This window comes from Streptomyces sp. SID12501 (assembly GCF_010550245.1).
GTDB lineage: Bacteria > Actinomycetota > Actinomycetes > Streptomycetales > Streptomycetaceae > Streptomyces.
Genome location: NZ_JAAGLU010000012.1, coordinates 44,677 through 70,369 on the forward strand (window position 1 = coordinate 44,677; position 25,693 = coordinate 70,369).

At 70.5% G+C, this 25,693-nt stretch carries 23 protein-coding genes and 1 pseudogene; 10 read left to right on the top strand and 14 right to left on the bottom strand.

Annotation, left to right across the window (positions count from 1 at the left end; genetic code table 11):
- The first annotated feature begins 76 nt into the window (after nt 1–76).
- From G3I71_RS16175 to G3I71_RS16185, 3 genes are all read left to right on the top strand, one after another.
- Complete coding sequence (locus tag G3I71_RS16175; protein ID WP_164315335.1) at nt 77–925, top strand: 3-hydroxyacyl-CoA dehydrogenase family protein; 849 nt, start codon at nt 77–79, stop codon at nt 923–925.
- A gap of 174 nt (nt 926–1,099) precedes the next feature.
- Nucleotides 1,100–1,423, top strand: coding sequence for an STAS domain-containing protein (locus G3I71_RS16180; RefSeq protein ID WP_164315336.1), 324 nt, complete (start codon nt 1,100–1,102; stop codon nt 1,421–1,423).
- A 236-nt stretch (nt 1,424–1,659) separates the two neighbouring features.
- Nucleotides 1,660–4,269, top strand: a complete 2,610-nt coding sequence (locus G3I71_RS16185) for an ATP-binding protein (RefSeq protein ID WP_164315338.1) — start codon at nt 1,660–1,662, stop codon at nt 4,267–4,269.
- A 108-nt stretch (nt 4,270–4,377) separates the two neighbouring features.
- Here the strand turns inward: G3I71_RS16185 and nucS are convergent, their stop codons facing one another.
- Nucleotides 4,378–5,049 (bottom strand): endonuclease NucS, encoded by a 672-nt coding sequence (nucS, locus tag G3I71_RS16190; protein WP_164315339.1) that lies wholly within the window; start codon nt 5,047–5,049, stop codon nt 4,378–4,380.
- 301 nt (nt 5,050–5,350) lie between these two features.
- On the opposite strand from nucS, the gene G3I71_RS16195 reads away from it, so the two are divergent.
- Nucleotides 5,351–5,743 (top strand): SCO5389 family protein, encoded by a 393-nt coding sequence (locus G3I71_RS16195; RefSeq protein WP_006381684.1) that lies wholly within the window; start codon nt 5,351–5,353, stop codon nt 5,741–5,743.
- 84 nt (nt 5,744–5,827) lie between these two features.
- On the opposite strand, the gene G3I71_RS16200 is transcribed toward G3I71_RS16195, so the two are convergent.
- Nucleotides 5,828–6,856, bottom strand: coding sequence for an LLM class flavin-dependent oxidoreductase (locus G3I71_RS16200; RefSeq protein ID WP_164315341.1), 1,029 nt, complete (start codon nt 6,854–6,856; stop codon nt 5,828–5,830).
- A 287-nt stretch (nt 6,857–7,143) separates the two neighbouring features.
- Here G3I71_RS16200 and G3I71_RS16205 point away from each other — a divergent pair, with 287 nt between their 5' ends.
- Nucleotides 7,144–7,479 (top strand): ATP/GTP-binding protein, encoded by a 336-nt coding sequence (locus G3I71_RS16205; RefSeq protein WP_164315343.1) that lies wholly within the window; start codon nt 7,144–7,146, stop codon nt 7,477–7,479.
- A gap of 64 nt (nt 7,480–7,543) precedes the next feature.
- On the opposite strand, the gene G3I71_RS16210 is transcribed toward G3I71_RS16205, so the two are convergent.
- From G3I71_RS16210 to G3I71_RS16225, 4 genes and pseudogenes are all read right to left on the bottom strand, one after another.
- Nucleotides 7,544–8,404, bottom strand: coding sequence for an ABC transporter permease subunit (locus G3I71_RS16210; protein WP_164315345.1), 861 nt, complete (start codon nt 8,402–8,404; stop codon nt 7,544–7,546).
- Nucleotides 8,401–9,621 (bottom strand): ABC transporter ATP-binding protein, encoded by a 1,221-nt coding sequence (locus G3I71_RS16215; protein ID WP_164315359.1) that lies wholly within the window; start codon nt 9,619–9,621, stop codon nt 8,401–8,403. The genes G3I71_RS16210 and G3I71_RS16215 overlap by 4 nt, the downstream gene beginning before the upstream one ends.
- Before the next feature lie 217 nt (nt 9,622–9,838).
- Nucleotides 9,839–10,138: pseudogene (locus G3I71_RS16220) on the bottom strand (ABC transporter permease); the annotation flags it as partial.
- Nucleotides 10,139–10,177: 39 nt separating this feature from the next.
- Nucleotides 10,178–11,473, bottom strand: coding sequence for a transposase (locus tag G3I71_RS16225; RefSeq protein ID WP_343242973.1), 1,296 nt, complete (start codon nt 11,471–11,473; stop codon nt 10,178–10,180).
- Between the two features lie 23 nt (nt 11,474–11,496).
- Here G3I71_RS16225 and tnpA point away from each other — a divergent pair, with 23 nt between their 5' ends.
- Entirely contained in the window at nt 11,497–11,925 is a 429-nt protein-coding gene (gene tnpA, locus G3I71_RS16230; RefSeq protein ID WP_164315361.1) for an IS200/IS605 family transposase, read from the top strand.
- 140 nt (nt 11,926–12,065) lie between these two features.
- Here the strand turns inward: tnpA and G3I71_RS16235 are convergent, their stop codons facing one another.
- The 3 genes from G3I71_RS16235 to mce all read right to left on the bottom strand — a co-directional run bounded on the left by G3I71_RS16235 (nt 12,066) and on the right by mce (nt 17,732).
- On the bottom strand, nt 12,066–13,004 hold the full coding sequence (locus G3I71_RS16235) for a cellulose-binding protein (protein ID WP_164315362.1): 939 nt from the start codon (nt 13,002–13,004) through the stop codon (nt 12,066–12,068).
- A 194-nt stretch (nt 13,005–13,198) separates the two neighbouring features.
- Complete coding sequence (scy, locus tag G3I71_RS16240; RefSeq protein ID WP_164315363.1) at nt 13,199–17,047, bottom strand: polarized growth protein Scy; 3,849 nt, start codon at nt 17,045–17,047, stop codon at nt 13,199–13,201.
- Between the two features lie 244 nt (nt 17,048–17,291).
- Entirely contained in the window at nt 17,292–17,732 is a 441-nt protein-coding gene (mce, locus tag G3I71_RS16245; RefSeq protein ID WP_164315365.1) for a methylmalonyl-CoA epimerase, read from the bottom strand.
- A 150-nt stretch (nt 17,733–17,882) separates the two neighbouring features.
- Between mce and G3I71_RS16250 the strand changes: the two genes are divergently transcribed.
- Nucleotides 17,883–19,085: an acetyl-CoA C-acetyltransferase gene (locus G3I71_RS16250; RefSeq protein WP_164315367.1), complete on the top strand. Its 1,203-nt coding sequence runs from the start codon at nt 17,883–17,885 to the stop codon at nt 19,083–19,085.
- A 54-nt stretch (nt 19,086–19,139) separates the two neighbouring features.
- Nucleotides 19,140–20,096 (top strand): methylmalonyl Co-A mutase-associated GTPase MeaB, encoded by a 957-nt coding sequence (meaB, locus tag G3I71_RS16255; RefSeq protein ID WP_164315368.1) that lies wholly within the window; start codon nt 19,140–19,142, stop codon nt 20,094–20,096.
- A gap of 17 nt (nt 20,097–20,113) precedes the next feature.
- On the opposite strand, the gene G3I71_RS16260 is transcribed toward meaB, so the two are convergent.
- Complete coding sequence (locus tag G3I71_RS16260; protein ID WP_164315369.1) at nt 20,114–20,734, bottom strand: PepSY domain-containing protein; 621 nt, start codon at nt 20,732–20,734, stop codon at nt 20,114–20,116.
- Nucleotides 20,735–20,855: 121 nt separating this feature from the next.
- On the opposite strand from G3I71_RS16260, the gene G3I71_RS16265 reads away from it, so the two are divergent.
- Both G3I71_RS16265 and G3I71_RS16270 read left to right on the top strand, forming a co-directional pair.
- Nucleotides 20,856–21,521: a response regulator transcription factor gene (locus G3I71_RS16265; protein ID WP_164315371.1), complete on the top strand. Its 666-nt coding sequence runs from the start codon at nt 20,856–20,858 to the stop codon at nt 21,519–21,521.
- Nucleotides 21,518–22,912: an ATP-binding protein gene (locus tag G3I71_RS16270; protein WP_164315372.1), complete on the top strand. Its 1,395-nt coding sequence runs from the start codon at nt 21,518–21,520 to the stop codon at nt 22,910–22,912. Before G3I71_RS16265 ends, G3I71_RS16270 begins: the two co-directional genes overlap by 4 nt.
- Nucleotides 22,913–22,972: 60 nt before the next feature.
- Here the strand turns inward: G3I71_RS16270 and G3I71_RS16275 are convergent, their stop codons facing one another.
- From G3I71_RS16275 to G3I71_RS16290, 4 genes are all read right to left on the bottom strand, one after another.
- Nucleotides 22,973–23,449: a MarR family winged helix-turn-helix transcriptional regulator gene (locus tag G3I71_RS16275; protein WP_164315374.1), complete on the bottom strand. Its 477-nt coding sequence runs from the start codon at nt 23,447–23,449 to the stop codon at nt 22,973–22,975.
- Nucleotides 23,450–23,541: 92 nt separating this feature from the next.
- A complete protein-coding gene (locus G3I71_RS16280; protein ID WP_164315376.1) occupies nt 23,542–24,339 on the bottom strand; it encodes an AIM24 family protein in 798 nt (265 codons plus the stop codon).
- Nucleotides 24,336–24,986, bottom strand: coding sequence for an AIM24 family protein (locus tag G3I71_RS16285; protein ID WP_164315378.1), 651 nt, complete (start codon nt 24,984–24,986; stop codon nt 24,336–24,338). The genes G3I71_RS16280 and G3I71_RS16285 overlap by 4 nt, the downstream gene beginning before the upstream one ends.
- A 1-nt stretch (nt 24,987) precedes the next feature.
- Nucleotides 24,988–25,620: an AIM24 family protein gene (locus G3I71_RS16290; RefSeq protein ID WP_164315596.1), complete on the bottom strand. Its 633-nt coding sequence runs from the start codon at nt 25,618–25,620 to the stop codon at nt 24,988–24,990.
- Between the last annotated feature and the right edge of the window lie 73 nt (nt 25,621–25,693).

Consider the following 25,693-nt stretch of genomic DNA (forward strand, 5'->3'; position numbering starts at 1 on the left):
CTCACGACCGCTAGGGTCCGCCGAAGAGGTCCAATGCACGAGGCCCACCTAAACGGCGCGTCAGGGGAGTCGCACAGTGGCACGGAAGCTTGCCGTCATCGGAGCCGGCCTGATGGGTTCCGGCATTGCCCAGGTCTCCGCCCAGGCGGGCTGGGACGTCGTACTGCGCGATGTCACCGACGAAGCGCTCACCCGTGGCACCGACGGCATCAAATCCTCGTACGACCGGTTCGTGGGCAAGGGCAAGCTGGCCGCGGCCGACGCCGAGGCCGCCCTCGGACGCATCACCGCGACGACCGACCTGGACGCGGTCGGCGACGCGGACATCGTCGTCGAGGCGGTCTTCGAGAAGCTGGAGATCAAGCACGAGATCTTCCGCGCGCTCGACAAGATCGCGCGCGACGACGCCGTGCTCGCCTCCAACACCTCCGCCATCCCGATCACCAAGATCGCCGCTGTCACCGACCGCCCGGACCGGGTCGTCGGTACGCACTTCTTCTCGCCGGTGCCGATGATGCAGCTCTGCGAGCTGGTCCGCGGCTACAAGACGAGCGACGAAACCCTCGCCACCGCACGGGAGTTCGCCGAGTCCGTGGGCAAGACCTGTGTCGTCGTCAACCGGGACGTCGCCGGTTTCGTGACGACCCGGCTGATCTCGGCGCTGGTCGTCGAGGCGGCCAAACTGTACGAGTCCGGTGTCGCCTCCGCCGAGGACATCGACCTCGCCTGCAAGCTCGGTTTCGGGCACGCCATGGGCCCGCTGGCCACCGCCGACCTCACCGGGGTCGACATCCTGCTGCACGCGACCAGCAACATCTACACCGAGTCCCAGGACGAGAAGTTCGCTCCTCCTGAGCTGATGCGCCGGATGGTTGACGCCGGTGACATCGGCCGCAAGAGCGGGCAGGGCTTCTACAAGCACTGAGCGGTATCGCACGTAGTCAACAGGTAGGGAAACCGCACGAACCCCTGGGGTATCACCCTGTGGGGTGAATTGAGTATCGGTTCGCTCACAGACGGCAACCTGACCGCCCCTCAGGCAGTCAGACGTTGCATCACCTACCGACGCGGAGCACGACACGCACTCACGGGAGCGCATATGCACATCAGGGGCGACCACGCCGAGCTGGTCGTCGGGGGCCGCCTCGACGTCCGCAGCGCGGCGGACGCCCGTACGGTCCTGCATACGGCCGTCGACACGGGCGTCGGCGATCTCGTGCTGGACCTGTCCGAGCTGGACTCCTGGGACGCCACCGGACTCGGGGTGATCATGGGAGCCCACCGGCGGTGCGGGCGGTGCGGCAGACGACTCGTGCTGCGCGACGTACCACCGCAGATGCAGCGCCTGTTGGTGGCCACCCGGCTGCACCGGATCCTGGCGATCGAGGGCGGTATCGGGGTGGAGTCGCTGCCCAGAGTGTGAACCAGCGGGTGTGAAAACGCGCTTCACTCGCAATCCTCACGAGACTGTGACGTCTCGGACGGCGCGGTACCCCGGCCTGTCATAGATACTGTGCGAAGGTTTAGGGTTCGGTCGCCCGCTGCCTGACATCCCACGAGCGGGCCCGGACCAGAAGCGACAGCGCAGTGTGCAGCAAGGCCGGGAGGGGCCTGGGTCCTGTCGACCCGCACACGACGCTTTTGGGGGGCTTGAACCTTATGGACCCGAACAACCAGGGATCCGAGGAGTACGGCCATGACGCCGACGGCAGCACGCCGCGTCAGCGCCCGCCTCGCGACGCCCTCACAACCGACTTCGGCCAGCACACGCCGGCGCTCGCCCGCACCGCGCAGCTCGTCTCGGGCGACTACCTGCTCACGGTCAACCCCGTCGACGGCAGCGAGATAGAGGTCTGCCCGCCCGGCGAACGGCCCGGCAGGCCCTTCAAGCTCACGACGGTCGAGCGCGCCGAGATCTCCCGCGCCGCCAAGCCACCCGTACCGCCCGGGCCCGCGCAGCCCGAACTGCCGCTCCTGGAGCGCGACGGCGAGCGCGAACGGCTGGTGCGGCTGCTGGCCCGCGGCCGTTCCGTACGCCTCACCGGCCCGGCCGGCGCCGGCCGCACCACACTCCTCGACGCCGTCGCCGCGGACTGTGCGGACCTCGCACCCGACGGCGTGGTCCGCCTCACCGGCTTCCACCGCACCCAGACCGATCTGCTCTACGACCTCTTCTACGCCGTCTACAGCGCGCCTCTGTACCGGCCGGAACCGGACGAACTGCGCGCCCTCGTCCGGGAGGCCGGCGCGGTCGTCGTCCTGGACGACGTGGAGTTCGGCGGCGCCGCGCTCGACGAACTCCTCGACGCGACCCCCGAGTGCGCCTTCCTGATCAGCGCCACCCCCGACGTGCCCGCGCCGTCCGCCGACGCGCTGATCGAGGAACTGTTCCTCGACGGGCTCGACCGGGCCGGCGGTCTGGAGCTCCTGGAGCGCGCCGTCGGCCGTGTCCTCACCGAGGAGGAGTCCAACTGGGCCGGTGACCTCTGGTTCGAGTCCGAGGGCCTGCCCCTGCGGTTCGTCCAGGCCGGCGCCCTGCTCAGGCAGCGCGACGGCCTGCGTGCCGGCGCCGACGCCTTCGACGAGTTCGGCGTCTTCGACGACACCCCGGTCGACGCCCCCTTCGACACGGGCGACGAGGACGACGTACCGCTGCCCTCGCTCGCCGAGGGTGCCGCGCCCGCGCCGCTGCTCGCGTCCCGGCTCAGCGCGTCCGCGCGGGAGACCCTGCGGTTCGCCGTCGCCCTCGGCGGTGAGGTGCCCCACCAGGCCCATCTGCCCGCTCTGGTCGGCGACACCCACGCGGACGCCGCCCTCGGCGAGCTGCTCGGCTGCGCCCTCGTCTCCCCGATCGGCTCCCACTACCGGCTCGCGGCCGGGGTAGGGACTCAGCTGGAGGCCGCCGGATACGGCGAGGGCGCCCAGGACCGGGCGTTCGCCGCCGCCCGGCACTACGCCTGGTGGGCCGGACACCCGTCCGTGGCCCCCGAGCGGGTCTGCGCCGAGGCCGACGCCCTGCTCGCCGCCCTGGACGTGCTGGTCCCCGAGACCGTGCCGCCGGGGGAGGACGAGGAGAGCACGGCCGTGCAGCTGGCCCGCACGGCGGCGCCCGCCTTCGCGGCCGGCCTGTACTGGAGCGCCTGGGAACACGCCCTGCACTCCGGCGCCGAGGCCGCCCGGCTCGCCGGGGATGTTTCGGAACAGGCCTATTTCCACCATGAGTTGGGGATCCTCGCGATCTGCGGCGAACAGCTCGACCGGGCCCGTAGCGAGCTGGAGGGCGCCATCGAGCTGCGCGGCGCCGTCGCCGACAAACGCGGCACGGTCGCGGGCCGCCGTGCCCTCACCCTGGTCGCCGACCGGTCCGGCGACACTCCCGGCTTCGGCTCCGGCTCCGGCCCGGGTTCCACGGCGGGCGAGGAGTTGCCGGACGCGCGGCACGAGGAGTCGGCGTCGCCGCCCGGTGGTGTCCCGGCCGTCTTCGGGGCCGCGGGCTACCCGCCGCTCAAGGCGTCGCCCATGGGTTCCGGTTCGGCTTCCGGTTACGGGGGCGCCGGCGGGGGCGGCGACTTCGCGCCGACCGTGATCGCGTCCCGGTCCGGGGGCGGCGGGGCGCACAAGGTCTCGGGCGTCCGGCGGCTCGTGGGCGGTGCCCGGCGCAACCTCGTGGCGGTCGGCGCGGGCGCACTGCTCGCGGCGGTGCTCGGCACGGTGGTGACGCTGGGCGCGACCTCGAACCACAACGACGCGCCGTCCGACCAGGTCGGCGTCAACCCGTCCGCCAGTCCGGGCAGCGACGACGACGGTCTGGGCGCCGACAAGGCCGACAACGGCGGCAGCGACAGCAACGGCGACACCGGTACGGCCACCAGCCGCCCGACCGACCCGGGCCCCGACGGTACGATGGGCACCTCGGACGACCCGACGCCGCCGCCGACGGAGGGCGAGGAGCCGTCGGACGACCCCACGGGGACGAAGACGCCGGGAGGCGGGAGCAGCACAGGGGGGACCACGCCGTCCACCTCCACGTCCCCGTCCCCGACGCCCAGCTCCAAGCCGTCGACGTCGACCTCCCCGACGACGACGCCGTCCCAGTCGGCCTCGCCCACTCCTTCGGCGTCCACGTCGCCCGAGCCGACCGTGGATCCGTCGGCCTCGGACACCCCTGCCACGGCCAGTGGCTCGGCCACCAGCCCGGTCCAGACCGAGACGGCGAGCGAGCCTGCGAGTGCCCCGGTCGACGCCGACGCGCCGACGCCGGTGATCTGACAGCACGTCGAAGGGGGCGGGCCCGTAACCACGGGCCCGCCCCCTTCGACGTACAGCCAAGCCGGACAGCCAAACCGTGCCGCCGAGCCGTAAAGCCGTGAACCGGCGTCAGAACAGCCGGAGTTTGTCGTCCTCGATGCCGCGCATCGCGTTGTAGTCCAGGACCGCGCAGCCGATGCCCCGGTCCGTGGCGAGGACGCGGGCCTGGGGCTTGATCTCCTGGGCGGCGAAGATGCCGCGGACCGGCGCGAGGTGCGGGTCGCGGTTCAACAGCTCCAGATAGCGCGTGAGTTGCTCCACGCCGTCGATCTCGCCGCGCCGCTTGATCTCGACCGCGACCGTCGCGCCGTCGCCGTCCCGGCACAGGATGTCGACCGGGCCGATGGCCGTCATGTACTCGCGGCGGATGAGGGTGTAGCCGTCGCCGAGGGTCTCGATGCGGTCGGCGAGGAGTTCCTGGAGGTGCGCTTCCACGCCGTCCTTGATCAGGCCGGGGTCCACGCCCAGTTCGTGCGAGGAATCGTGGAGGATCTCCTCCATCGTGATGATGAGCTTCTCGCCCGCCTTGTTGATGACGGTCCAGATCCCCTCCTCTTCTCCGGTCCCCTCCTTCAACGTGCAGGGCGGAGACATCCAGTTGAGAGGCTTGTAGGCGCGGTCGTCCGCGTGGATCGAGACGCTGCCGTCAGCCTTGACCAGGATGAGGCGGGGGGCCGACGGGAGATGAGCGGTGAGCCGGCCCGCGTAGTCCACGGAACAGCGCGCAATGACGAGACGCATGGTCGGCAACGCTACTCGACGCGCGGTGGTCCACGCGATTCGCCCACCTCAGAAGTGCTGACGGGGACTTCTTGGGCCGAGGGAACATGCCAGAGGCAACTGTTCGTTGTTGGCTGATTGTGTGCCTACGGGGACGGTTCTGACCGGTCCTGTATCCGCGTTTTCCTGGTGCCGTCACGGCCCGTTGCCTACGGTAGTAACCGGGAGGTCGCGATGCCTGTACGGAGCGTGCTCAGTGTCGCGGGCTCCCATTTCCCTGTCCGGCAACCCCCGCGACCCCGGGGGTGCGAGAGGAGAACTCATGTCGCTCGACGTCTCACCGGCCCTACTCGAACAGGCCGAGCGAGGCGAGGTCGACGAAGCTGAATTCGTCGACTGCGTCCGGACCTCCCTGCCCTACGCATGGGAGATGATCAGCTCCCTGGTGGCCCAGCTGAAGGTGGACGGCGGAGACTTCGCCGACAACCAGACGCCGCCGCCGGACGAGCAGGCACGGGGCCAGCTGCTACGTGCGCTGGCGAGTGACGCGATACGCGGCGCGCTGCAGCGGCACTTCGGTGTGCGGCTGGCCTTCCAGAACTGCCACCGGGTGGCGGTGTTCCCGCTGGACTCCTCGGTGGACGTCAAGCTGGCCCGCTTCACCTCGGTGCGCAGTCAGCTGCTGAACCAGTCTCCGGAATTCCGGGACTGCTGAAGCGATTTGGGGCAACGGCTTGCCGCTCCGTACGCGGGAGGTGTTTCAGTACGGGGCGGCAAGCTCCCTGCGGCAGCCGGGTGTTCAGCGCAGCTGGGTGACCACCTCGGTCCCCAGCCGCCGTACGTTCTCCTCCGTGGCCGCCAGATCGCCGGAACCCTCGACGAGCAGGGCGAAGCGTGAGATGCCCGTGCGTTCGGAGGTCGCCGCGAGCCGGTCGGCGCAGAGCCTGGCCGTGCCCACCGGGTGCAGTCCGCAGAGGAGTTCGGTGTACGCCACCGGGTCGCGCATCGAACGCTGCCGGCCGTCCACCGTGACATGCGCCTCCAGTCCCTGCCGCAGCCAGCCCGGCATCGCCTTCATCAGGATCTCGACCGCGTCCGTGCGCGTGTCCGCGATCTGGCAGACGCCGGCCGACACATGGGCGGCGCCCCGGATCTCGTCCCCCGGACGTCCCGCCGCGCGCGCGTACTGCCGCCACAGGGCGACCATCTCGGCCTTCTCCTCGTCCCCGACATGCATCCCGAGGAGCATCGGCAGCCCGCGCTCGGCGGCCAGCCGCACGCTCGACGGCGAGGTGCACGCGACGACGACCTCCGGCCCCGCGGTGTCCGTCAGCGACTCCGACGGGCTCGGTACGACGGCCACGTCACGGAACCTGAACCGGTCGCCGTCGGCCGACACGGACGGTTCGCGCAGCCAGCGCAGCAGCAGGTCGAGTGATTCCGGGAACGCCTTCTCGTACGCCTCCAGACCCGTCCCGAACACTTCCAGGTCGACCCACGGCCCGCCGCGCCCCACGCCCAGCGTGAACCGCCCGCCGGACGTCAGATGCAGCAGCGCCGCCTGTTCGCCGAGCGCCACGGGGTGGGTGGTGGGCAGCACGCTCACCGCCGTACCGATCCGGATGCGCCGGGTGCGGCCCAGCAGCAGGGCGGCCAGGGTCGTCGCGGACGGGCAGGTGCCGTACGGCACGAAGTGGTGCTCCGCCAGCCAGACCGTGTCGAGACCCGCCTCCTCGGCGACCTCGGCGGACCTGACCGCCCGGTGCAGCGCCTCCCCCTGGCCCTGGCCCGGGAACTGGGCCGCCAGCACAAAACTTCCTACGCGCATGCTCTTTCCTGCTTCCTAGGCCCCGACACGGAGCTCCCCCGCACGGCATAACCGCTCGACACGTGCCGAAGTCACGGCTTGGCGGAGAGATAGGCGGATTGTCTGCAGAATCGAGCAACCGGGCGGAGAGAGGCCGGGGTGCCGATGGTGAGCCGACAGGGGATTCGAGAGTTCGAGAGGAGGTTCGAGCTGGGTGATGCGGAGGGCCCTGACTTACCTCTACCCCGGATCGCGCCGCGTAGGCTGGAGGGGACTTGTGCCCCCTGAACCGCTCCGTGAGGTGTCCTGTGTCCCCGCGCCGCAACCGACCCCAAGATCCCGGCGGCACGTTCGGCCGGAGCGCCGACGAGGACGATACCGGCCGCTACGGCGGCTTCCAGTCCTCGGTGAGCTGGCGGGGCGAGAACTGGAACGTCCGGCATGTGGCGGGCGCCGGCACCCAGGGCAAGACGTACCGCTGCCCCGGCTGCGACCAGCTGATCCCGTCCGGCGTCCCGCACGTCGTCGCGTGGGCCGAGCACGCGGGCGTGGACGACCGGCGGCACTGGCACAAGGCGTGCTGGAACGCGAAGGACCGCCGCACCACGCGGGTGCAGCGGTCCCGTAACGCACCGAAGTTCTGACCGAAGTTCTGACCGGATTTCTGAACTTGCCCAGCAGCCGGGCCAGTTCACGCGTCCGGGTGAATCACACGTCCCGGCGGTCGAGCAGCACGAAGGCGCCGGCGATCGCCGCGACGGTCACCCCGGCGAGCAGGCCGAGCTGAGGACCGCCGTTGCCGTTATCGCTGTCCAGCTGGAAGATCCTGGCGAGGGCGTTGGGCGCGTTGTACTCCATCATCTTCTCGCCGATCGTCCGCATGCTCTCGGACAGCATCAGGAAGGCGGGCAGGATCGCCGGCAGGAGTACGAGCCCCAGCATCGCGGTGATCGCGCCCGCCGAGTGACGCAGCATCGAGCCGACCGCGATGCCGAGCACGCCGAGCAGCGAGACGTACAGGGCGCCCATGACGACCGTGCCGCCCCACGCCTTGCCCTCACCGCCGTTGTGTATGGACTCGGTCACCAGACCGACGAAACCGATCGCGAACGCGGACACGACGAACGCGACCCCGAAGAAGATGATCAGCTTGGCGGCGAGCACCCGGTGGCGCTGCGGCGAGGCGGTGAACGTCGTACGGATCATGCCCGTGCCGTACTCCGACGAGATGACCAGCACGCCCAGTGTGATCAGGCAGATCTGCCCGAGGATCAGCCCGAAGAACGCCGGGAAGGTGTACGGCACCTCGCCGAAGTCCTCTTCGGTCGTCTGCGCGGCGACGAGCAGGCCGATGCCGACGACGAGGAGCAGGAAGACCCCGAGCGTCCACAACGTGGAGCGCACCGACTTGATCTTCGTCCACTCGGAGGCGAGGGCATGACCGAGGTGCGTGCGCGTGACCGGGATCGGCGAGGTGTAGAGGGCGTACGAAGTTCCGGGCGCCGCCTGCCAGTTAGGCGCGGCCTGCGGTGCCAGCTGCTGCGTCGGGGGCTGCTGGGGCGTGCTCATCGGGCGTCCTCGGGCTTCGTCAGGGCGGGAGCGGAGGGAGCCGCGGGCGCCTGCTGAGGGGCGGCGGCGGGCTGCGCGTACGGGTTCACGTGGCCGCCTGCGGGAGCGCCGGGGCCGCCAGGGGCGCCGTACGGCCCCGCGGGCTGTCCGGGCTGCCCGGGGTTCGCGAACGGCGGCTGACCGCCCTGCTGGGGCGGCGGCGGGGCGTACCAGCCCGGCTGGCCCTGCCCCGGGACCGGCATCTGCACCGGCGGCTGCGCGCCCGGCGGCAGCGGCTGCTGGAGCCCGGCCTTCTGGTCGACGGTGGAGCGGTAGTCGACGGCGCCCTGCGTCATCCGCATGTACGCCTCCTCCAGCGACGCCTGGTGCGGCGACAGCTCCCACAGGCGTACGTCGGCGGAGTGCGCGAGGTCGCTGATGCGGTGCAGCGGCAGGCCCATCACACGCAGCGCGCCGTCCTGCTCGGGCAGCACCTGCCCGCCCGCCTCGGTCAGCGAGGCCGTCAGCTTCTCGCGCTGCTGCGGCTCGGTCTCCGGCGTGCGTACGCGCGCGAAGTCGGCCGAGTTGGTGGAGATGAAGTCCTTCACGCTCATGTCGGACAGCAGCTGGCCGCGCCCGATCACGATGAGGTGGTCGGCGGTCAGCGCCATCTCGCTCATCAGGTGGGAGGAGACGAACACGGTCCGCCCCTCCGCCGCGAGCGCCTTCATCAGGTTGCGCACCCAGAGGATGCCCTCGGGGTCGAGGCCGTTGACCGGCTCGTCGAAGAGCAGCACCTGGGGGTCGCCGAGGAGCGCGGCGGCGATGCCGAGCCGCTGTCCCATACCGAGCGAGAACCCCTTGGAGCGCTTTCGGGCCACATCCTGGAGCCCGACGACCCCCAGCACCTCGTCCACGCGCCGCGCCGGGATGCCCGACAGCTGGGCCAGGCACAGCAGGTGGCTGCGGGCGGACCGGCCGCCGTGCACCGCCTTGGCATCGAGCAGCGCACCGACCTGGCGGGGGGCGTTGGGCAGCTTGCGGTAGGGGAAGCCGCCGATCGTCACCTGGCCCGAGGAAGGCTGGTCCAGGCCGAGGATCATCCTCATCGTCGTCGACTTGCCCGACCCGTTGGGGCCGAGGAAGCCGGTGACGGCCCCCGGCCGCACCTGGAAGGAAAGGTTGTACACGGCCGTCTTGTCGCCATAGCGCTTCGTCAGGCCGACTGCCTCGATCATGCTCCGCACCCACCGAAAAATTCAGGACAGCAGGGCACACGCCCCCGTAAGGGTTAGGAGCTTATCCGGACGCTGACGGTTCCCCCCAGCAAGCATCAAAAATGTCGGGTCCATGACCGAGCGAGGGAGATGCGAGGTGGATGGGAGAGCGGACGGGAGGAGGGGCGGGAGGCGGGGCGGGAGGAAGGACGTGGGTGGGGGACATGAGGGGACCGGCTCAGGCGTCCCGGTTCTTCAGCAGCACATACCCGCCGAGCAGGGCCACGGCAACCCAGGCCAGCATGATCGCGAGCCCGCCCCAGGGACCGTACGGGGTGAGGTTGTCGACCGGGGTGACCACCTGCATGATCTTGCTGCCGGCCTGGTCGGGCAGATAGCGGGCGACCTTCTTCGTCGTCGAGACGGCGCCGAGGATGTTGGAGATCAGGAAGAAGAACGGCATCAGCACACCGAGCGACAGCATCGGGCTGCGCAGCATCACGGCCACGCCCATGGAGAACAGGGCGATGAGCGTCATTTGAAGTTCTCTCCCCTGTTTCATGAGGGAGATTCCTGCCTACCTTGCGGTGGCGGGTTTGACGCCGTGTGTAGCGCGTCTGACGACTGCCCTCCCGGCAGCCGGGGCGAGCGCGTGGCCCGTCCGGTATCGGTGGAGCACGGTGCGGGCGGCGTTCAGGTCGGCGTTGCCTTCCCAGCCGCACGCGGGGTTGTTGCATACGAACTCGTGCTGGCTCCTGCGGCTGCCCGGGGTCACGGTGTGGCACTGGGAGCATTCCTGGGAGGTTCCCGGAGCGGGGACCTCCGCCAGGGTGCCGCCACGGTGGGTGAGCTTGTAGGCGAGGAGTTGCACGGTGCGTCCCCAGGCTTCGCCGAGGATGGCGCGGTTGAGTCCGGCCTTCTGGGCGGCCTTCGTCCCTGGTTTGTCGGCGGTGCCTTTGGCGGAGCGGGTCATGTTTGTGATGCGGAGTGCTTCGACCACGACCGTGCCGTAGGTGTCGGCGAGGGCGGTGGTGGTCCGGTGCTGCCAGTCGTCGCGTCGGCGTTTGGCTGTCGCGCGGATGCGGGCGATCTGGTTGTAGGTGTGGTGCAGGCGGCGGCTGGTGCGCTCGCCCTTCTTCCGGTGGGCTTTGCGGCGGGCGGCCTGCTGCTCGTAGCGCAGCAGACGGGCCTCCTCCTTCTTGGACAGCCACGGCCCGTGTTCTGCGGTGTTCCCGTCGGACAGGGCCAGCGGGACGGTGATCCCGGCGTCGATCCCGACCGCCGGCCCCGGATGCGGGGCGGGGGCCGCCTCCAGGGTTTGGACGCGGAAGGCGATGTGCCATCCCAGAGCGTCCTTGACCAGCCGGGCACCGGTGATCCTTTGATCCGTGTCGGCATGCTTGCCGACGGGCAGTTCCCGCGTCCAGCGGAACTTCACCCGGCCCAGCTTGGGAATGTTGACCATGCCCCACCGGCGGTGCACCCGCACCACCTGCAGATCACGGCCCTGAGGGATGTCGATACTCATCCTCGTGCGCAACCGGGCCTTGAACTCCGGCGCCTGCGCCCGCTTCTCCCAGCAGTTCTTCCACGCCTGGAAGTAGGACTTCAAGACCGCCTGGGCAGCCTGCGCGGGCAGCACCCCCAGCCAGGCCAGTTCCTTGCGGCCCTGCCGGATGACCGCGTCTGCCGCCACCAGGGTCCGTTTCGCCTTCGGCAGCATCAGCCACCAGTCATGCAGCAGATTCCACGTGGTGCGCGCCGCATGCGCCTGGGCATCAAGGACCGCCACCTGGTCAGGGTCGAGCGCCAGCCGGGCACGGTGGCCGAACTGCCGTTTCACCTGGCCCGGTTGGGCATCCTGTCGCCTCACACCGGGAAAGCTAGCATTGGTTTATGTCACCTCGATGGGAAGCAAACAAGGATGTCAGAACCGGTCGTCATGTGTTCCACAACCTCCATGTCCATTTGGTGTTCGTCACCAAATACCGCCACGGAGTGTTCACGGAGGCGATGCTGGACCGCTGTGAGGAGGTCATGCGGGAGGTCTGTACGGACTTCGAGGCCGAACTGCGCGAGTTCAACGGTGACCACGACCATGTCCACCTCCTCGTCCACTACCCGCCCAAAGTGGCTCTGTCCCGGCTGGTGAACTCCCTCAAAGGCGTCTCCTCACGCCACCTACGCCAGGACTTCGAACCCCACGTGCGCCGCTACCTGTGGGGCGGACGCTTCTGGTCCGGCTCCTACCTCGCCGCCTCCAGCGACGGCACACCTCTCACCGACGTCAAGCAGTACATCCGTCAACAACAACGCCCGACCTGACTCCCCCCGGCTCCACCGGAATGCCTCCCCGAACCTCCGCGTCGGCCCATGACACGACTTGCATCCCCAAAAAAGCCGAAGCCCGTACCCCCTGTCCAAGGGGTACGGGCCTCGGGAGCCGTTAGGCGACCGTTACTTGATCAGCGGGACTGCTGGGCCGGGACCCCGCGGGTGATCGGCTCGTCGTCCGCGACCGGCGCGGTGGCGGCGGCGACCGCGGCCCCCGTCAGGGTGGCGAGCATCTCGCGGACGTTCGTCAGCTGGGCGTTGATCGAGTCGCGGCGGTTGGTGAGAGCCGCCAGCTCGCGCTCCGATTCCGAACGGATCCGGTCGGCCTTGGCGTTCGCGTCGGCCACGATGTCCTCGGCCTGGCGCTGGGCCGTCTCGACGGTCTGGCGGGCGCGCCGCTCGGCGTCCGTGCGCAGCTTCTCGGCCTCCAGGCGGAGCTGCTCCGCGCGGTGCTCGATCTCCGCGAGGCGCTTCTCGGCCTTGGCCTGGCGGGATGCGAGGTCGCGCTCCGACTGCTCACGGCGCTTGGCGAGGTTCGTCTCGAAGTCCGCGGCGGCCTGAGCGGCCTTGGCGCGGGTCTCCTCGAAGAGGGCGTCCGCCTCCTCGCGCTTGGACTGCGCGTCCTTCGTAGCCTCCTGACGCAGCTGGGAAGCGTCGCTCTTGGCCTTCTCGACGATCCGGACGCCCTCGTCCTCCGCCTTGGACTTGCGGTCCGCAGCGAACGATTCTGCGTCGTTGCGCACCTGCTGGGCCGCCGACTCGGCGAGCTCACGGTGCTGCTCGGCCGCGCGACGGGCCTCCTCGCGCAGGTCCTTCGCTTCCTCCTCGGCGAGACGGAGGATCTTCTCGACACGCGCGCCGAGACCGGCGTACGACGGCTCTGCGTCGCTGACCTGGGCCTGGGCGTTCTGCGTTTCGAGGTGGAGCTCCTCGATGCGCTTTTCCAGAGCAGTGATACGAGCCAGAGCGCTGTCACGGTCGGAGACGAGCTTCGAGATGCGTTCGTCCACCTGAGCGCGGTCGTACCCACGCCGCACAAGCTCGAAGCCGTAGGGGGAAGTGTCGCTCATGGGGTTCCTGTCGAATGAGACCGGTGAGGTGATAGGTGGAATCCTAGGGGGCCAAGCGGCGTGTCATAGAGCAGAAGCCCGATTGATATGGAGAATCGGACCCCTTTTGAGTGGCTGACCGGCGTGCCGCTTGCCAAAGAATTGGTCAAAGACCCCAGAAAGCCCCACAGAATGCACGCAACGCGCCCTCCGTGCTAGCCCTCTGACGACTTGCCACCCGAACGAGTCACGCCGACGGTAGCGCCCGCCTTGACGCCGCCGTCCTTGGTCGTCGACGGGGCCTCAAAAGACTCCAACGCGTTCAGGACGTCCTGGACACGGGAGATCTCCGCCTGAATGTCCTCGCGGCGCCGGACGAGGACCTCGAGCTCGCGCTTGCCCTCCTCGACCGTGCGCTTCGCCTCGCGGATCGCCTCGGCCCGCAGTTCCTCGGCCTCCCGGATCAGCGAGGCCTTCTTCTGCTCGGCCTCCTTCAGGAGCCCCTCGGCCTTCTTGACGGCGGCGATGCGGACCTTGCCCGCCTCGGAGCTGGCCTCAGAGACCAGGTCCTTGGCCTTCGTCTCCGCCTTGACGAGCTGCTCCTCGGCGGCCGTGATCAGCGCGTCGCAGCGGTCGCCGGTCGACCTCATGGTCTCGGCGGCCTCACGGCGGGCCCGCTCGTGCAGGCTTTCGATCTCGGCCGTGATGCGGTCGCGCAGCTCCTCCGCGCGCTCCCTTATGGCGGTGGCGTCCCGGCGCGCGCCGACGAGCAGCTCGTCCGCGTTCGTGCGGGCCTTCTCCACCGTCGAGTTGCCCTGCGCCGTCGCCTGGGACAGCAGCCGGTCGGCCTCGGTGCGGGCCGCGCCCACCATCGAGTCGGCCTGCGCCTCCGCCTCCGCGGTCATCTTCTGCGCTGCCTGCTGCGACTCGGACAGGAGCTTGTCGGCCTCGGCAGCCGTCTCCGTGATGAGCGTGTCGACCTGTTCGGCCGCCTCGGAGCGCCGCTTGTTGGCCTCCTTGCGGGCCTCGTCCAGCGTGCTGTCGGCCTCGTCGCGCGCGGTCGACATGAGCCGGTCGGCCTCAGCTGCCGCCTCGGCCCTGACCCGCTGCGCCTCCGTACGGATCCGCTCCGCGTGCTGCTGCGCCGAACCGACCGTGTCGGCGGCCTCGGCCCGCAGCCGCTCCGCTTCCCCGGTCGCCTCCGAGAGCAGCTGCTCGGCAGCGGCCACGGACTCGGCCCGGACCCGCTCCGCCTCGGCGTTCGTCTCCTCGGTGAGGCGCTCCGCCTCCGCCGTCACCTCCGTGATCAGTGTGTCGGCCTGCGTCGCCGCGTCCGAACGGATCCGGTTCGCGTCCTCGCGGGCCTCCGCACGGCTGCGTGACGCGTCCTGCTCGGCGCCCGCGATGGTGTCCGACGCCTCGGTACGCACCCGCTGGGCGTGCGCGGAGGCCTCCTGGCGCAGCCGCTCCGCCTCGGCGATCGCCTCGCCCACCGTGCGCTCGGCGAGCGCCTTGGCGTGCTCCGACGCCTCCGACGCCTCGCGCCGCACCCGGCCGGCGTCCTCCGAGGCCCGCTCCCGCTCGGAGTAGGCGTCGGCCCGGACCCGGTCCGACTCCTCGGACGCCTCGCGGCGCATCCGGTCGGCGACGTGCTCGGCGGCGGAGCGCAGCCCCTGGATCTCCTCCTGGGCCTGCTCGTGCAGCCCGGACACCGACTCCCGCACCTGCTGGGCGTGCTGTTCGGCCGCCGACACCATCTCGTTGGCCCGGCGGTCCGCCTCCTCGACCAGCCGTACGGCCTCGGCCTGGGCGTCCTCCACGCGCCTGCGCGCGGACGCCAGCAGCTCCTCGCTCTGCTCGCGGGCCCGCTCGCGCTCCTGGTCGGCCTCCTGGCGGGCGGAACCGAGGGTCTCCTCGGCCTCGCGGCGACGCCGGGTGGCCTCCTCCTGGGCGGCGGCCAGCGTCTCCGACGCCTCCGTCGCCAGTCGCTCGGCAGCGGCCTGCGCCTCCGCCCGTACCCGGTCGGCGGTGTCCTGGGCCTCCGTCTTCAGCCGCTCGGCCTCGGCCGCCGCCTCGGACCGCAGGCGTACGGCGATGGCCTCGCCCTCCGCCCGGGACGCGGACGCGTCCGCCGCCGCCTCGTCGCGCAGCCGCTGGATCTCCGCGTCGGCCTGCGCCTGGAGGCTGCGGATGCGCTCGGCGGCCTCCGAACGAAGCCGCTCCGCCTCCTCGGACCCCTCGCGGCGGGCACGGTCGGCCTCCGCGCGGGCGTCGCTGAGCGCCTGCTCGGCGGCGGTGAGCCGATCCTCGGCCTCGGTGTGCAGGCGGGTGAGCTCTGCGGCGGCCTCGTCGCGGCGTACCGCTATGGCCCGCTCGGTCTCCTCGCGCAGCTCGCGCGCGGCCTGGTCGGCGTCCGCCGCGATGCCCTCGGCCTGCTCGACGGCCTCCGCGCGGTGCCGCTCGGCCTCCTTGCGGGTGCGCTCCAGGGTCTCCTCGGCCTGCCGGCGCAGCGTCGTCGCGCGCTCGATGGCCTCCGTACGGACCTTCTCGCTGTCCGACTGGGCGGTCTGGCGCGTCTCGTCCGCGTCGGCCTTCGCCTTGGCGAGCAGCTCCTCGGCGGTCCTGGCCGCCTCCTCGATCTGCTGGACGGCCTCACGGCGCGCCTCCGCGCGGATGCGCTCGCCTTCGGCTACCGCGTCGGCGCGCAACTGCTCGGCCTCACCGCGCAGCCGCCGGGCCTCCTCCTGGAGTTCGACGGTCTTGGCGCGGTACTCCTTGGTGTCGTCCTTCGCCGTGCCCTTGAGTTCCGTGGCGATGTCGTGCGCCTCGGCGCGCAGCCGGTCCGCCTCCGACTCGGCCTCGGCGCGGATGCGCTCGGCCTCCTCGGTGGCCGCCCTGGTGGTCGCCTTCGCTTCCTCGGACGCCTTGTTCAGGACGTCCTCGGCGGTGCGGGCAGCCTTGGCGAGCTGGGAGGCGGTCTCCTCGGCGGTGAGACTGCGGGCGGTCTCCTCGGCGTCCGCGACGATCTTGTCGGCCTTGGCCTTGGCGTCGGCGACGACCTCTTCGGCGGACGCCTTGGTGGCCTCGGCCTCCTGGCTGGCCTCGGTGACCAGCCGGGCGACCTGTTCCTTCGCCGTACGGGTGCGCTGCTCGTTGGCCGACTCGGCGCCGGCGATCGCCTTGGTCGCGGTCTCCTTCGCCTCGCTGAGGACCTTCTCGGCCTCGGCGCGCGCCTCGCGCAAGGCGGCCTCGGCCTCCTGCATCCGCTGCTCGGCGGCGCGGCTCAGCTCGGTGGCCTGACGGCGGGCGCTGTCCGACTCGGTCACCGTGGAGCTGCGCAGCTGCTCGGCGTGGTCGGAGGCCTCGCGGGCCTCGGAGGTCGCGCTGTTCAGGAGGCGCTCGGCCTCGGCACGCGCCCGGCGCAGCAGCTGGTCGGCCTCCGCGCGGGCGGACTCGGCCTCGCTCTGCAGCCGCTGCCTGGCCTCGTTCGCGACCCGCTCGGCCTCGCCGCGGGCGGCGGCCAGCGCCTGCTCGGCCTCGGCGCGGGACTCGTCGACGAGCCGGCGTGCCTGGGACTCGCTGCGGGCCCGCAGCTGCTCGGCCCACGCCACGTTCTCGTTGACGTGCGACTCGACGGTCTGCCGCCGCTCGCCCAGTTCCTGATCGAGCTGCTGGCGACGGGTGACCGCCTCCTGGTGCAGCTCGGCCTGCAACCGGGCCGCCTGTTCAGCGTGCTCCTGCAGGATGCGCTGCGTCTGGGCGCGCGCCTGGGACATCTCGCGCTCGGCGTCCTGGCGGAGCTGGTCCGCCTGGATCTGCGCGTTCCGCAGCAGCTGCTCGGCCTGATAGCCGATGTCACCGCCCTCGTAGGCGGGCCGGGACATGAGGGTTCGGCGCGCCTCGTGAAGCTTGGCGCGCAGTACCTCGACCTGGTAGCCGAGGTCCTCGGCGTGCTGAATCGCCTTTTCCCGCTCGGTCTTCAGCCGCTCCATCTCGGCCTCGAACCGAGAGAGGTGGTCGACGTCAGCCGCCGGCTCTCGCTCCTGGCGTTCGTAGCCCCGCACTGCGCGGTCCCATCCGTCCCCTGGTCGCAACCTTCTCCGAACGAGCCACGTCCATCCGCCGGACGGTGCTCCCGGGGAATGGTGTCAGATCAACGGCGAGGCACGGACTCCCGCCCGCACCCTCGGCCCCCGAAACCTGTACCCCGGCCCTCGGATCCCGCACCTCCACACACCGGGACCCGGACCGCTTCCCGACAACAGGAGAGCGGCCGTGCCCAACCCTACCGGCCCATATGTACGAGGGTCAGTGCTCAGGTGACTCAACAGGCGCCGAAGTGACCAGTTCTGTCAGTACTCCGTGGCAATCCTTCGGGTGCAGAAAAGTGATCCGCGACCCCATGGAGCCGCGCCGTGGCTCCTCGTACAGAACGCGTACGCCCTTGCCGCGGACATCCGCGGCGTCCGCGTCCACATCTGCCGTACCGAAAGCGATGTGATGCACTCCCTCCCCGTTCTTGGCGAGCCACTTGCCCACGGCGGAGTCCTCGCGGGTCGGCTCCAGGAGCTGGAGGTAGGAGGCGCCGCCGTCGTCCGTGTTGTTGATCTTCAACATGGCCTCGCGTACGCCCTGCTCCTCGTTGACCTCGGAGTGGTACACCTCGAAGCCGTACGTGGCCCGGTAGAACTCGACAGTCGTGTCGAGGTCGAAACAGGCGATCCCGATGTGGTCGATTCGCGTCAGCATGGTGTCAGTGCAGCGCTCCCGCGGTGGTTACGCAACGTGCGCGCTGTCACACCGACGGCCCGATGACGCCAGGGGCTACCGCTCAGTACATTCAGGTAAACCCTCGTTCACACACTCCTCAGCTCTCCAGCTGAAAGGGGATCGCACCTCATGTCAGGAACGAACAGCAGTACCTCGGTGATCGTCGCGGGCGCGCGTACGCCCATGGGACGGTTGCTGGGCTCGCTGAAGACCTTCTCCGGAGCCGACCTCGGCGGCTTCGCGATCAAGGCCGCCCTCGACCGTGCGGGTATCGGTGGCGACCAGGTGCAGTACGTGATCATGGGCCAGGTCCTCCAGGCCGGTGCGGGCCAGATCCCGGCCCGCCAGGCCGCGGCCAAGGCCGGCATCCCGATGAACGTCCCGGCGCTGACCATCAACAAGGTGTGTCTGTCGGGCCTGGACGCGATCGCGCTGGCGGACCAGCTGATCCGCGCCGGCGAGTTCGACGTGATCGTGGCCGGTGGCCAGGAATCGATGACGAACGCCCCCCACCTGCTCCCCAAGTCCCGTGAGGGCTTCAAGTACGGCGCGATCGAGATGCTCGACGCGATGGCGTACGACGGCCTGACCGACGCCTTCGAGAACATCGCCATGGGCGAGTCGACGGAGAAGCACAACACGCGTCTGGGCATCCTGCGCCCCGAACAGGACGAGATCGCCGCCGTCTCCCACCAGCGCGCGGCGGCGGCTCAGAAGAACGGCGTCTTCGAGGCGGAGATCACGTCGGTGGAGATCCCGCAGCGCAAGGGCGAGCCGATCGTTTTCAGCCAGGACGAGGGCATCCGGGCGGAGACGACGGCGGAGTCGCTGGGCAGGCTGCGCCCGGCGTTCACGAAGGACGGCACGATCACGGCGGGCACGTCGTCGCAGATCTCGGACGGCGCGGCGGCCGTGGTCGTGATGAGCAGGGCGAAGGCCGAGGAACTCGGCCTGGAGTGGATCGCGGAGATCGGCGCCCACGGCAATGTGGCGGGCCCGGACAACTCCCTCCAGTCCCAGCCCTCCAACGCCATCCTGCACGCCCTCAAGAAGGAGGGCCTGAGCGTCGAGGATCTTGACCTGATCGAGATCAACGAGGCCTTCGCGGCGGTCGCTGTCCAGTCAATCAAGGACCTCGGCGTGTCCACGGAACGGGTGAACGTCAACGGCGGTGCCATTGCCCTGGGCCACCCGATCGGAATGTCCGGCGCCCGGCTCGTACTGCACCTGGCCCTGGAACTGAAGCGGCGCGGCGGCGGCGTCGGCGCGGCGGCCCTGTGCGGGGGCGGCGGCCAGGGTGACGCGCTGATCGTGCGGGTACCCAAGGCGTAGCGGTCGCGAGGCCGGCCGTACGTCTCGTACGTCTGTGATCGGAACGGAGTTGTGATGCAGGACGTCCCCACGCTGGTGGCCCAGGCCAGGGAAGGCCGGCCGCGGGCCGTGGCCCGGCTGATCTCCCTGGTGGAGGGGGCGTCCGGACAACTCCGCGAGGTCATGGCCGCGCTGGCCCCGCTCGCGGGCAACGCGTACGTGGTCGGCCTGACGGGATCACCGGGCGTGGGCAAGTCCACGTCGACGTCGGCACTGGTCACGGCGTACCGGCGGCAGGGCAGGCGGGTCGGCGTACTCGCCGTCGACCCGTCGTCGCCGTTCTCCGGCGGCGCACTGCTCGGCGACCGGGTGCGGATGTCGGACCACGCGTCGGACCCGGGCGTCTACATCCGCTCGATGGCGACCCGCGGCCACCTCGGCGGCCTGGCCTGGGCGGCCCCGCAGGCGATCCGCGTGCTGGACGCGGCGGGCTGCGACGTGATCCTGGTCGAGACTGTGGGCGTGGGCCAGTCGGAGGTGGAGATCGCCGCACAGGCCGACACCAGCGTGGTGCTTCTCGCGCCCGGGATGGGCGACGGCGTCCAGGCGGCCAAGGCGGGAATCCTGGAGATCGGCGATGTGTACGTCGTCAACAAGGCGGACCGGGACGGCGCGGACTCCACCGTCCGCGAGCTGAACCACATGCTCGGCCTGGGCGCGTCCAGATCCCCCGGCGACTGGCGCCCCCCGATCGTGAAGACGGTCGCGTCGAGGTCGGAGGGCATCGACGAACTGGTGGAGGCCCTGGAGAAGCACCGCGCATGGATGGAGGAGCACGGCGTCCTCGCCGACCGCCGCCGCGCCCGCGCGTCCCACGAGGTCGAGACGATCGCCGTCACGACCCTCCGCGAACGGATCGGCGACCTGCGCGGCGACCGGCGGTTGGGTGCGCTGGCGGAGCGGATCGTGGCGGGGGAGCTTGATCCTTACGGGGCGGCGGACGAACTGGTGGCGGGCCTGACGGAGGGGTGAGGCCGCCGCGGGCGGCCTCAGTCGTTGTCGGAGTGGTCCCGCGTGATCTTGCCCGTGTCCAGGGCGACCTTCCATTCGCTCGCCCTGCCGTCCTTCACGGTCTCCACGCTCCACGCGACCGTGCCGTTCTCCCCGTCGGCGCCGACCTCGGTGACCGTGCCCTTCGCGGCGGCGGCAAGGGCGGCCTCCCGGGCGTCGAACTTCGCGCCCTTCAGCGCGGCCGACTCGGCGCGGTCCTCACCGTCGCGGTCGGTGTCGTCGTCGGTGTCACGCTGCGCCGCCAGCACCTTCCCCGCGCCCGAGACCTCGACGTCGTACTCGGCCCCGTCGCCCCGCACGACCTCCACGCCCCACGTGCCGGCGTCGGCACCGTCGTCCTCCAGTTCGGCGGAGACCGCGGTTCCCGGGGTGTGCCGCAGCGCTGCCGTGATGGCCTCGGCCGCGGTGACGGCGCTGCTGTGAACAGCTGTACGGTCGTCCGTGGTGGTGGTGTCGTCCTCGTCGTCTGAGACCACCTGCACGTTGGCGCCCGTCCGATGCCGCGCCGCCGACTCGTCGTCGCCCGCAGCGAAGGCCGCGACGGTGCCGCCGGCCAGGGCGATGGCGGTGAGGGTGGCGATGACGATGTTCCGCTTCATGGAATTTCCTGCCTCTTCGCTTGCTCGCTTCGATGACGAGAACCAAGCTGCCCGACGCCGCCTGAAGCGGGCCTGAAGGCACCTGAAGGCGTCTTCAGCTTCGGTTTGCGACGCTGTACGCATGCGACTGTTGATCGTCGAGGACGAGAAGCGACTGGCCCTGTCGCTCGCCAAGGGGCTGATGGCCGAGGGGTACGCCGTGGACGTCGTCCACGACGGCCGCGAGGGTCTGCACCGGGCCACCGAGACGTCGTACGACCTGGTGATCCTCGACATCATGCTGCCCGGCCTCAACGGCTACCGCGTCTGCGCGGCCCTGCGCGCCGCCGGTCACGACGTGCCGATCCTCATGCTCACGGCCAAGGACGGCGAGTACGACGAGGCGGAGGGGCTCGACACCGGCGCCGACGACTATCTGACCAAGCCCTTCTCCTACGTCGTCCTGGTCGCCCGGGTGAAGGCGCTGCTGCGCCGGCGCGGGTCGGCGGGAGCCTCGCCCGTTCTTGTGGTCGGCGAGCTGACGGTCGACACCGCGGCCCACCGCGTCCACGTCGGCGAGAGCGAAGTCACCCTCACGGCAAAGGAGTTCGCCGTACTGGAGCAGCTCGTCGTGCGGGCCGGCGAGGTGGTGTCCAAGGCGCGGATCCTGGAGCATGTCTGGGACTTCGCGTACGACGGCGACCCGAACATCGTCGAGGTGTACGTCAGCACCCTGCGCCGGAAGCTCGGCGCCCCGCTGATCCGGACCGTGCGCGGCGCCGGGTACCGGCTCGAGGTGCCGCGGTGAGACGCGCTCTCGGCTCCGTACGGGCCCGGGCGACCCTCGGGGCCACCGTCGTCGTCGCGGTCGCGCTGGTCGCCGCCGGGACCGCCGTACTGCTCTCCCTGTGGTCCAACCTCAGCGGCCAGGCCGGTACCCAGGCGGAGCGGACCGCGCGGGCGGTCGCCGCCGACCTGGCGGCCGGGACGGCGTACGACAAGCTGTCGCTCGACGCCGACGACCGGCCCGTCCAGGTCGTGGACGCCGCCGGACGGCTGGTCGCGGCCAGCGAGGACCTGGAGCGGATCAGCGGCACGGGTGTGGCGGCGGTACGGCCGCAGCTCCCGGCGGGCGACGGTGCCGCGGAGGACGATGACGACGGCTCCCTCTCGCCCGGCGAGATCGACGAGGACGTCTCCTTCACCGACGGGTCCGCGGCCGTCGAAGGCGACGAGGCCGACTACCGGTTCGCCGCCGTACGGGTCGAGGTCGACGACAGGGGCACCCTCACCGTGCACGCCGGGGCGCCGCTCTCCGCCGAACAGAGCGCCGTCAGCACCGCGTTGACCGTCATGCTGATCGGGTTCCCGCTGCTCCTCGGCGTCGTCGCGGGCGTCACCTGGCTGGTCACCCGGCGTGCGCTGCGCCCCGTCGAGGGCATCCGGGCCGAGATGGCCGCGATCACTGCCTCCCAGGACCTCGCCCGGCGCGTCCCGGTGCCGGACACGCACGACGAGGTGGCCAGGCTCGCCCGGACCACCAACGAGACGCTGGCCGCCCTGGAGGCCTCCGTGGAACGCCAGCGCCGGTTCGTCGCCGACGCCTCGCACGAGCTGCGCAGCCCCATCGCCTCCCTGCGCACCCAGCTCGAAGTCGGCTCCGCACACCCGGAGTTGCTGGACGTCGAGGGCGCCGTCGAGGACACCGTGCGGCTGCAACGCCTCGCCGCCGACCTGCTGCTGCTGGCCCGGCTGGACGCGGGGGAGCGGCCCGCCGGCGCGCGCTTCGACCTCGCGGAGCTGGTCCGCGAACAGGCGGAGGGCAGGGCAGGGCTGACGGTTGAGGCAGGCGCCGTGGAAGTGGCCGGGTCCCGGACGCAGCTGGGGCGGCTGGTCGCCAATCTGCTGGACAACGCGCAGCGGCACGCCCGGTCGGCGGTCACCGTCTCCGTGCGGCGGGAGGGGGCGCGGGCCGTGGTCGAGGTCGGCGACGACGGGGACGGGGTGCCCGTGGCGGACCGGGAGCGGGTCTTCGAGCGGTTCGTACGGCTCGACGCCGCCCGCAGTCGTGACGACGGCGGAGCCGGGCTCGGGCTCGCCATCGCCCGGGACGTCGCCGTACGGCACGGCGGCACGCTGACCGTGCGTGAAGCGACCGCGGGCGGAGCCCTGTTCGAGCTCCGCCTGCCGATCACCTGATCCGTCGAACTGGTTGCATAGATTGCGCGGATTGCACGGGTTGGACGGGGCGCACAGGTCCTACGGACGGCCCCGGTGGCCGCGCAGGTGCTGCGCGACCGGCTTGAGCGACGTGCTGAGCTCGGCCAGGGCCTCCGGGGTCAGCAGCTCGATGAAGTGCCGCCGCACGGACGCCACATGATGGGGCGCGACCTTGTTCATGGTCTCCATGCCCTGCTCGGTGAGCACCGCGAACAGGCCCCGCCGGTCGGACTCGCAGTTCTCGCGGCGGACCAGGTTCGCGTTCTCCATACGGGTGATCTGGTGGGAGAGCCGGCTCTTGGACTGGAGGGTTGCGGACGCGAGGTCGCTCATCCGCATGCGCACATCGTCGGATTCGGAGAGGTTCACGAGGATCTCGTAGTCGTTCATCGTCAGGCCGAACGGTTGCAGGTCCTTTTCGAGCTGGTATGCCAGCAACCTGTTGACCTCAAGGTGGGTGCGCCAGGCGCACTGCTCCGCGTCGGTCAGCCAGCTTGTGGCCGTCTCGGTCTCCATGAATGAAGTCTACCTAAAAGGTTGAAAGGCGAACTAGTGAGGGTGGCGTGACGGCGCGCACACGTTCGACGTCACACTCCGCAGACTACCGCTCACAGCCCGAAGCGACGCTGGAGGTCACCGAGCTGTCCGGGAAGGCGCGGTACACCCGGTTGCTGTGGATGACCTGCGGGAGCCCCGCCACCACCCGGCACTCCGGGCTCGTGCGGAACCACCCCCGTGGCCTGCTCGGCCATGAGTGTCTCGGAGGACTGGAGCAGTACCGTGCCGGCCCCGACGAACTCGAACTGGTGCTCTTCGCCGGAGGCCCCGCCGATGCCCGTCATCGCACGTAGACCACCCATCAGGCCCGTCATGTACCCATGGTCGTAGTGGTGGCAGGGGGAGGGGCAGTCGGCCCAGCCGACCAGGGCCTGCGGGTCCACCCGGATCGGGGGTTCCATGAACACCACCGGGCCGTTCGACGCGGCCACGAACTTGCCCGTTCCGATGAGAGTCAGGAAGCCCGGCACGATCGACTGCTTGAGCGCGAGAGTTGGCTGAAAAGCGAGAAGGTTGCCCGAGCGAATGGTCAGGTTGCCCTCCTCCAGATCGTATGAATTCACGTCGAAGGCCCGGTCGGCGAGGAGCATCTTGCCCGAACCCTCGGCCACGACCCAGTCGCTCGCGTGCAGAGGCGAATGAAAAGACGTACGGACAAGGCGGTCCAGACGGCCGTGCCCGATGCCGTTGAAGTCGATCGACCCGTAGTAGGCGATCATCTTCCCCTTCTGCAGGAACCACTGGCTCCCCTTGAGCTCCACGCAGAAGGTGTAGTTGTTGACGTTGTCGTCGGACGGCAGCGTCATAGGGTCGTGGACGACGGGCCCCGCGCCCGGGTAGGTGGTCACAGTTTCTCCTCGGACGCCTGGACGTACACCGCACCACTGCCGCTGAGCTCCAGCTGGAACGCCTCGCCCGAGCCGCGGCCCACCATGTCGCGCCAGCCGAGCGCGGTGGACAGCTTGTTGCGGACGTCGCCGTGGTGCGCGACGTACGCCTGCGGGTCGACGTGGACCGGGCGCTGGGGGGTGATCGGCACCTCGATCACCCCGCCGTGGGCCATGACGGCGACCGCGCCCTGCCCCTTGAGGGTGGTGGTGAACAGACCCTGGCCCGTCACCTGCCCCCGGACCATGCCCATGACGCCGCCCTGCGAGCCCATGAACATCGTGCCCTGCTGGAGTGTGCCGTCGAAGGCGAGGAGGCGGTCCGCCTCGACGCACAGCGTGTCCCCGGTGAGGTTGATGACCTGGACGTGGTGGCCGCCGTGCCCGAAGAGGACCGTGCCGCTGCCCTCGACGGTCATCAGCGGGGTGGCCTCATTGGCGACCCGGCGGCCGATCATCGACATGATCCCGCCCTGGCCGCCCTGCATGTTGGGTGTGAAGGACACCTCGCCCTTGTAGGCCAGCATCGCCCCGCGCTGACTGAAGACGCGCTGGCCGGGCATGAGGGTCGCCTCGACCATCTTGGAGTTGATCTCACGGAAGGGCATGTCACACGTCCCCGGCGATCGTGTTGCGCTCACTGGGCTGGACGTACACCAGGCCGTCGCCCTCGAAGCGGATCTGGAAGGCCTCGCCGCCGCCCTCGCCCATGAGCGTGCGGAACGTCACGCCGGACTGGAAGGACTGCCGGACGTTGCCCTGATGCGCGATGTACGCGCCCGGGTCGACGGTCAGCGGGAACTGCGGGCTCACACGCAGCACCACGGCCGGTCCGTCCGACATGATCGCCGCCTGGCCGTGCCCCTCGACGGTCGTCGTGAACAGGCCGTTGCCCTGTGAGGCGCCGCGCATCCCCGTGAAGGACGTGCCCGTGCGCAGGCCCGAGTCGGTCGCCAGCAGGTTGGTCGACTCGACGTACAACTTGTCCCCCTGGAGGCCGACAAGGTTGATCTCGGAGGCGCGGTCGGCGAACCAGCACGTCCCGTGCCCCTTCACCTCCATCAGTGTCATCTGCTCACCGGTGATCCGCCGGGTGACCATCCCCCGGATGCCCTCACCGCCGCCGCTGAGCTTCTTGAAGTCCATCTGGCCGTCGTACGCCACCATCGAGCCGTTCTTCGCCTTTACGGCGTCCCCGGTCATGTCGATGGCCAGCACCTTGCTGCCTTGAAGTCGAAACATCGCCACGGGGCGAAGGTAGCCCGCCGGGCACCCCCGGCAACAGATCCCGAAGGTGGAGATCGCCCCTGAACCT

Bases quoted from the DNA above. Each gene is read 5' to 3' on its own strand.
- G3I71_RS16265 (WP_164315371.1), top strand. From the start codon at position 20,856: ATGCGACTGTTGATCGTCGAGGACGAGAAGCGACTGGCCCTGTCGCTC.
- G3I71_RS16200 (WP_164315341.1), bottom strand. From the start codon at position 6,856: ATGCGCGTAGGAAGTTTTGTGCTGGCGGCCCAGTTCCCGGGCCAGGGC.
- G3I71_RS16290 (WP_164315596.1), bottom strand. From the start codon at position 25,620: ATGTTTCGACTTCAAGGCAGCAAGGTGCTGGCCATCGACATGACCGGG.
- G3I71_RS16210 (WP_164315345.1), bottom strand. From the start codon at position 8,404: ATGAGCACGCCCCAGCAGCCCCCGACGCAGCAGCTGGCACCGCAGGCC.
- meaB (WP_164315368.1), top strand. From the start codon at position 19,140: ATGCAGGACGTCCCCACGCTGGTGGCCCAGGCCAGGGAAGGCCGGCCG.
- nucS (WP_164315339.1), bottom strand. From the start codon at position 5,049: ATGCGTCTCGTCATTGCGCGCTGTTCCGTGGACTACGCGGGCCGGCTC.
- G3I71_RS16260 (WP_164315369.1), bottom strand. From the start codon at position 20,734: ATGAAGCGGAACATCGTCATCGCCACCCTCACCGCCATCGCCCTGGCC.
- G3I71_RS16275 (WP_164315374.1), bottom strand. From the start codon at position 23,449: ATGGAGACCGAGACGGCCACAAGCTGGCTGACCGACGCGGAGCAGTGC.
- G3I71_RS16235 (WP_164315362.1), bottom strand. From the start codon at position 13,004: ATGAGCGACACTTCCCCCTACGGCTTCGAGCTTGTGCGGCGTGGGTAC.
- G3I71_RS16215 (WP_164315359.1), bottom strand. From the start codon at position 9,621: ATGATCGAGGCAGTCGGCCTGACGAAGCGCTATGGCGACAAGACGGCC.
- G3I71_RS16250 (WP_164315367.1), top strand. From the start codon at position 17,883: ATGTCAGGAACGAACAGCAGTACCTCGGTGATCGTCGCGGGCGCGCGT.
- mce (WP_164315365.1), bottom strand. From the start codon at position 17,732: ATGCTGACGCGAATCGACCACATCGGGATCGCCTGTTTCGACCTCGAC.
- tnpA (WP_164315361.1), top strand. From the start codon at position 11,497: ATGTCACCTCGATGGGAAGCAAACAAGGATGTCAGAACCGGTCGTCAT.
- G3I71_RS16285 (WP_164315378.1), bottom strand. From the start codon at position 24,986: ATGCCCTTCCGTGAGATCAACTCCAAGATGGTCGAGGCGACCCTCATG.
- G3I71_RS16180 (WP_164315336.1), top strand. From the start codon at position 1,100: ATGCACATCAGGGGCGACCACGCCGAGCTGGTCGTCGGGGGCCGCCTC.
- G3I71_RS16195 (WP_006381684.1), top strand. From the start codon at position 5,351: ATGTCGCTCGACGTCTCACCGGCCCTACTCGAACAGGCCGAGCGAGGC.
- G3I71_RS16185 (WP_164315338.1), top strand. From the start codon at position 1,660: ATGGACCCGAACAACCAGGGATCCGAGGAGTACGGCCATGACGCCGAC.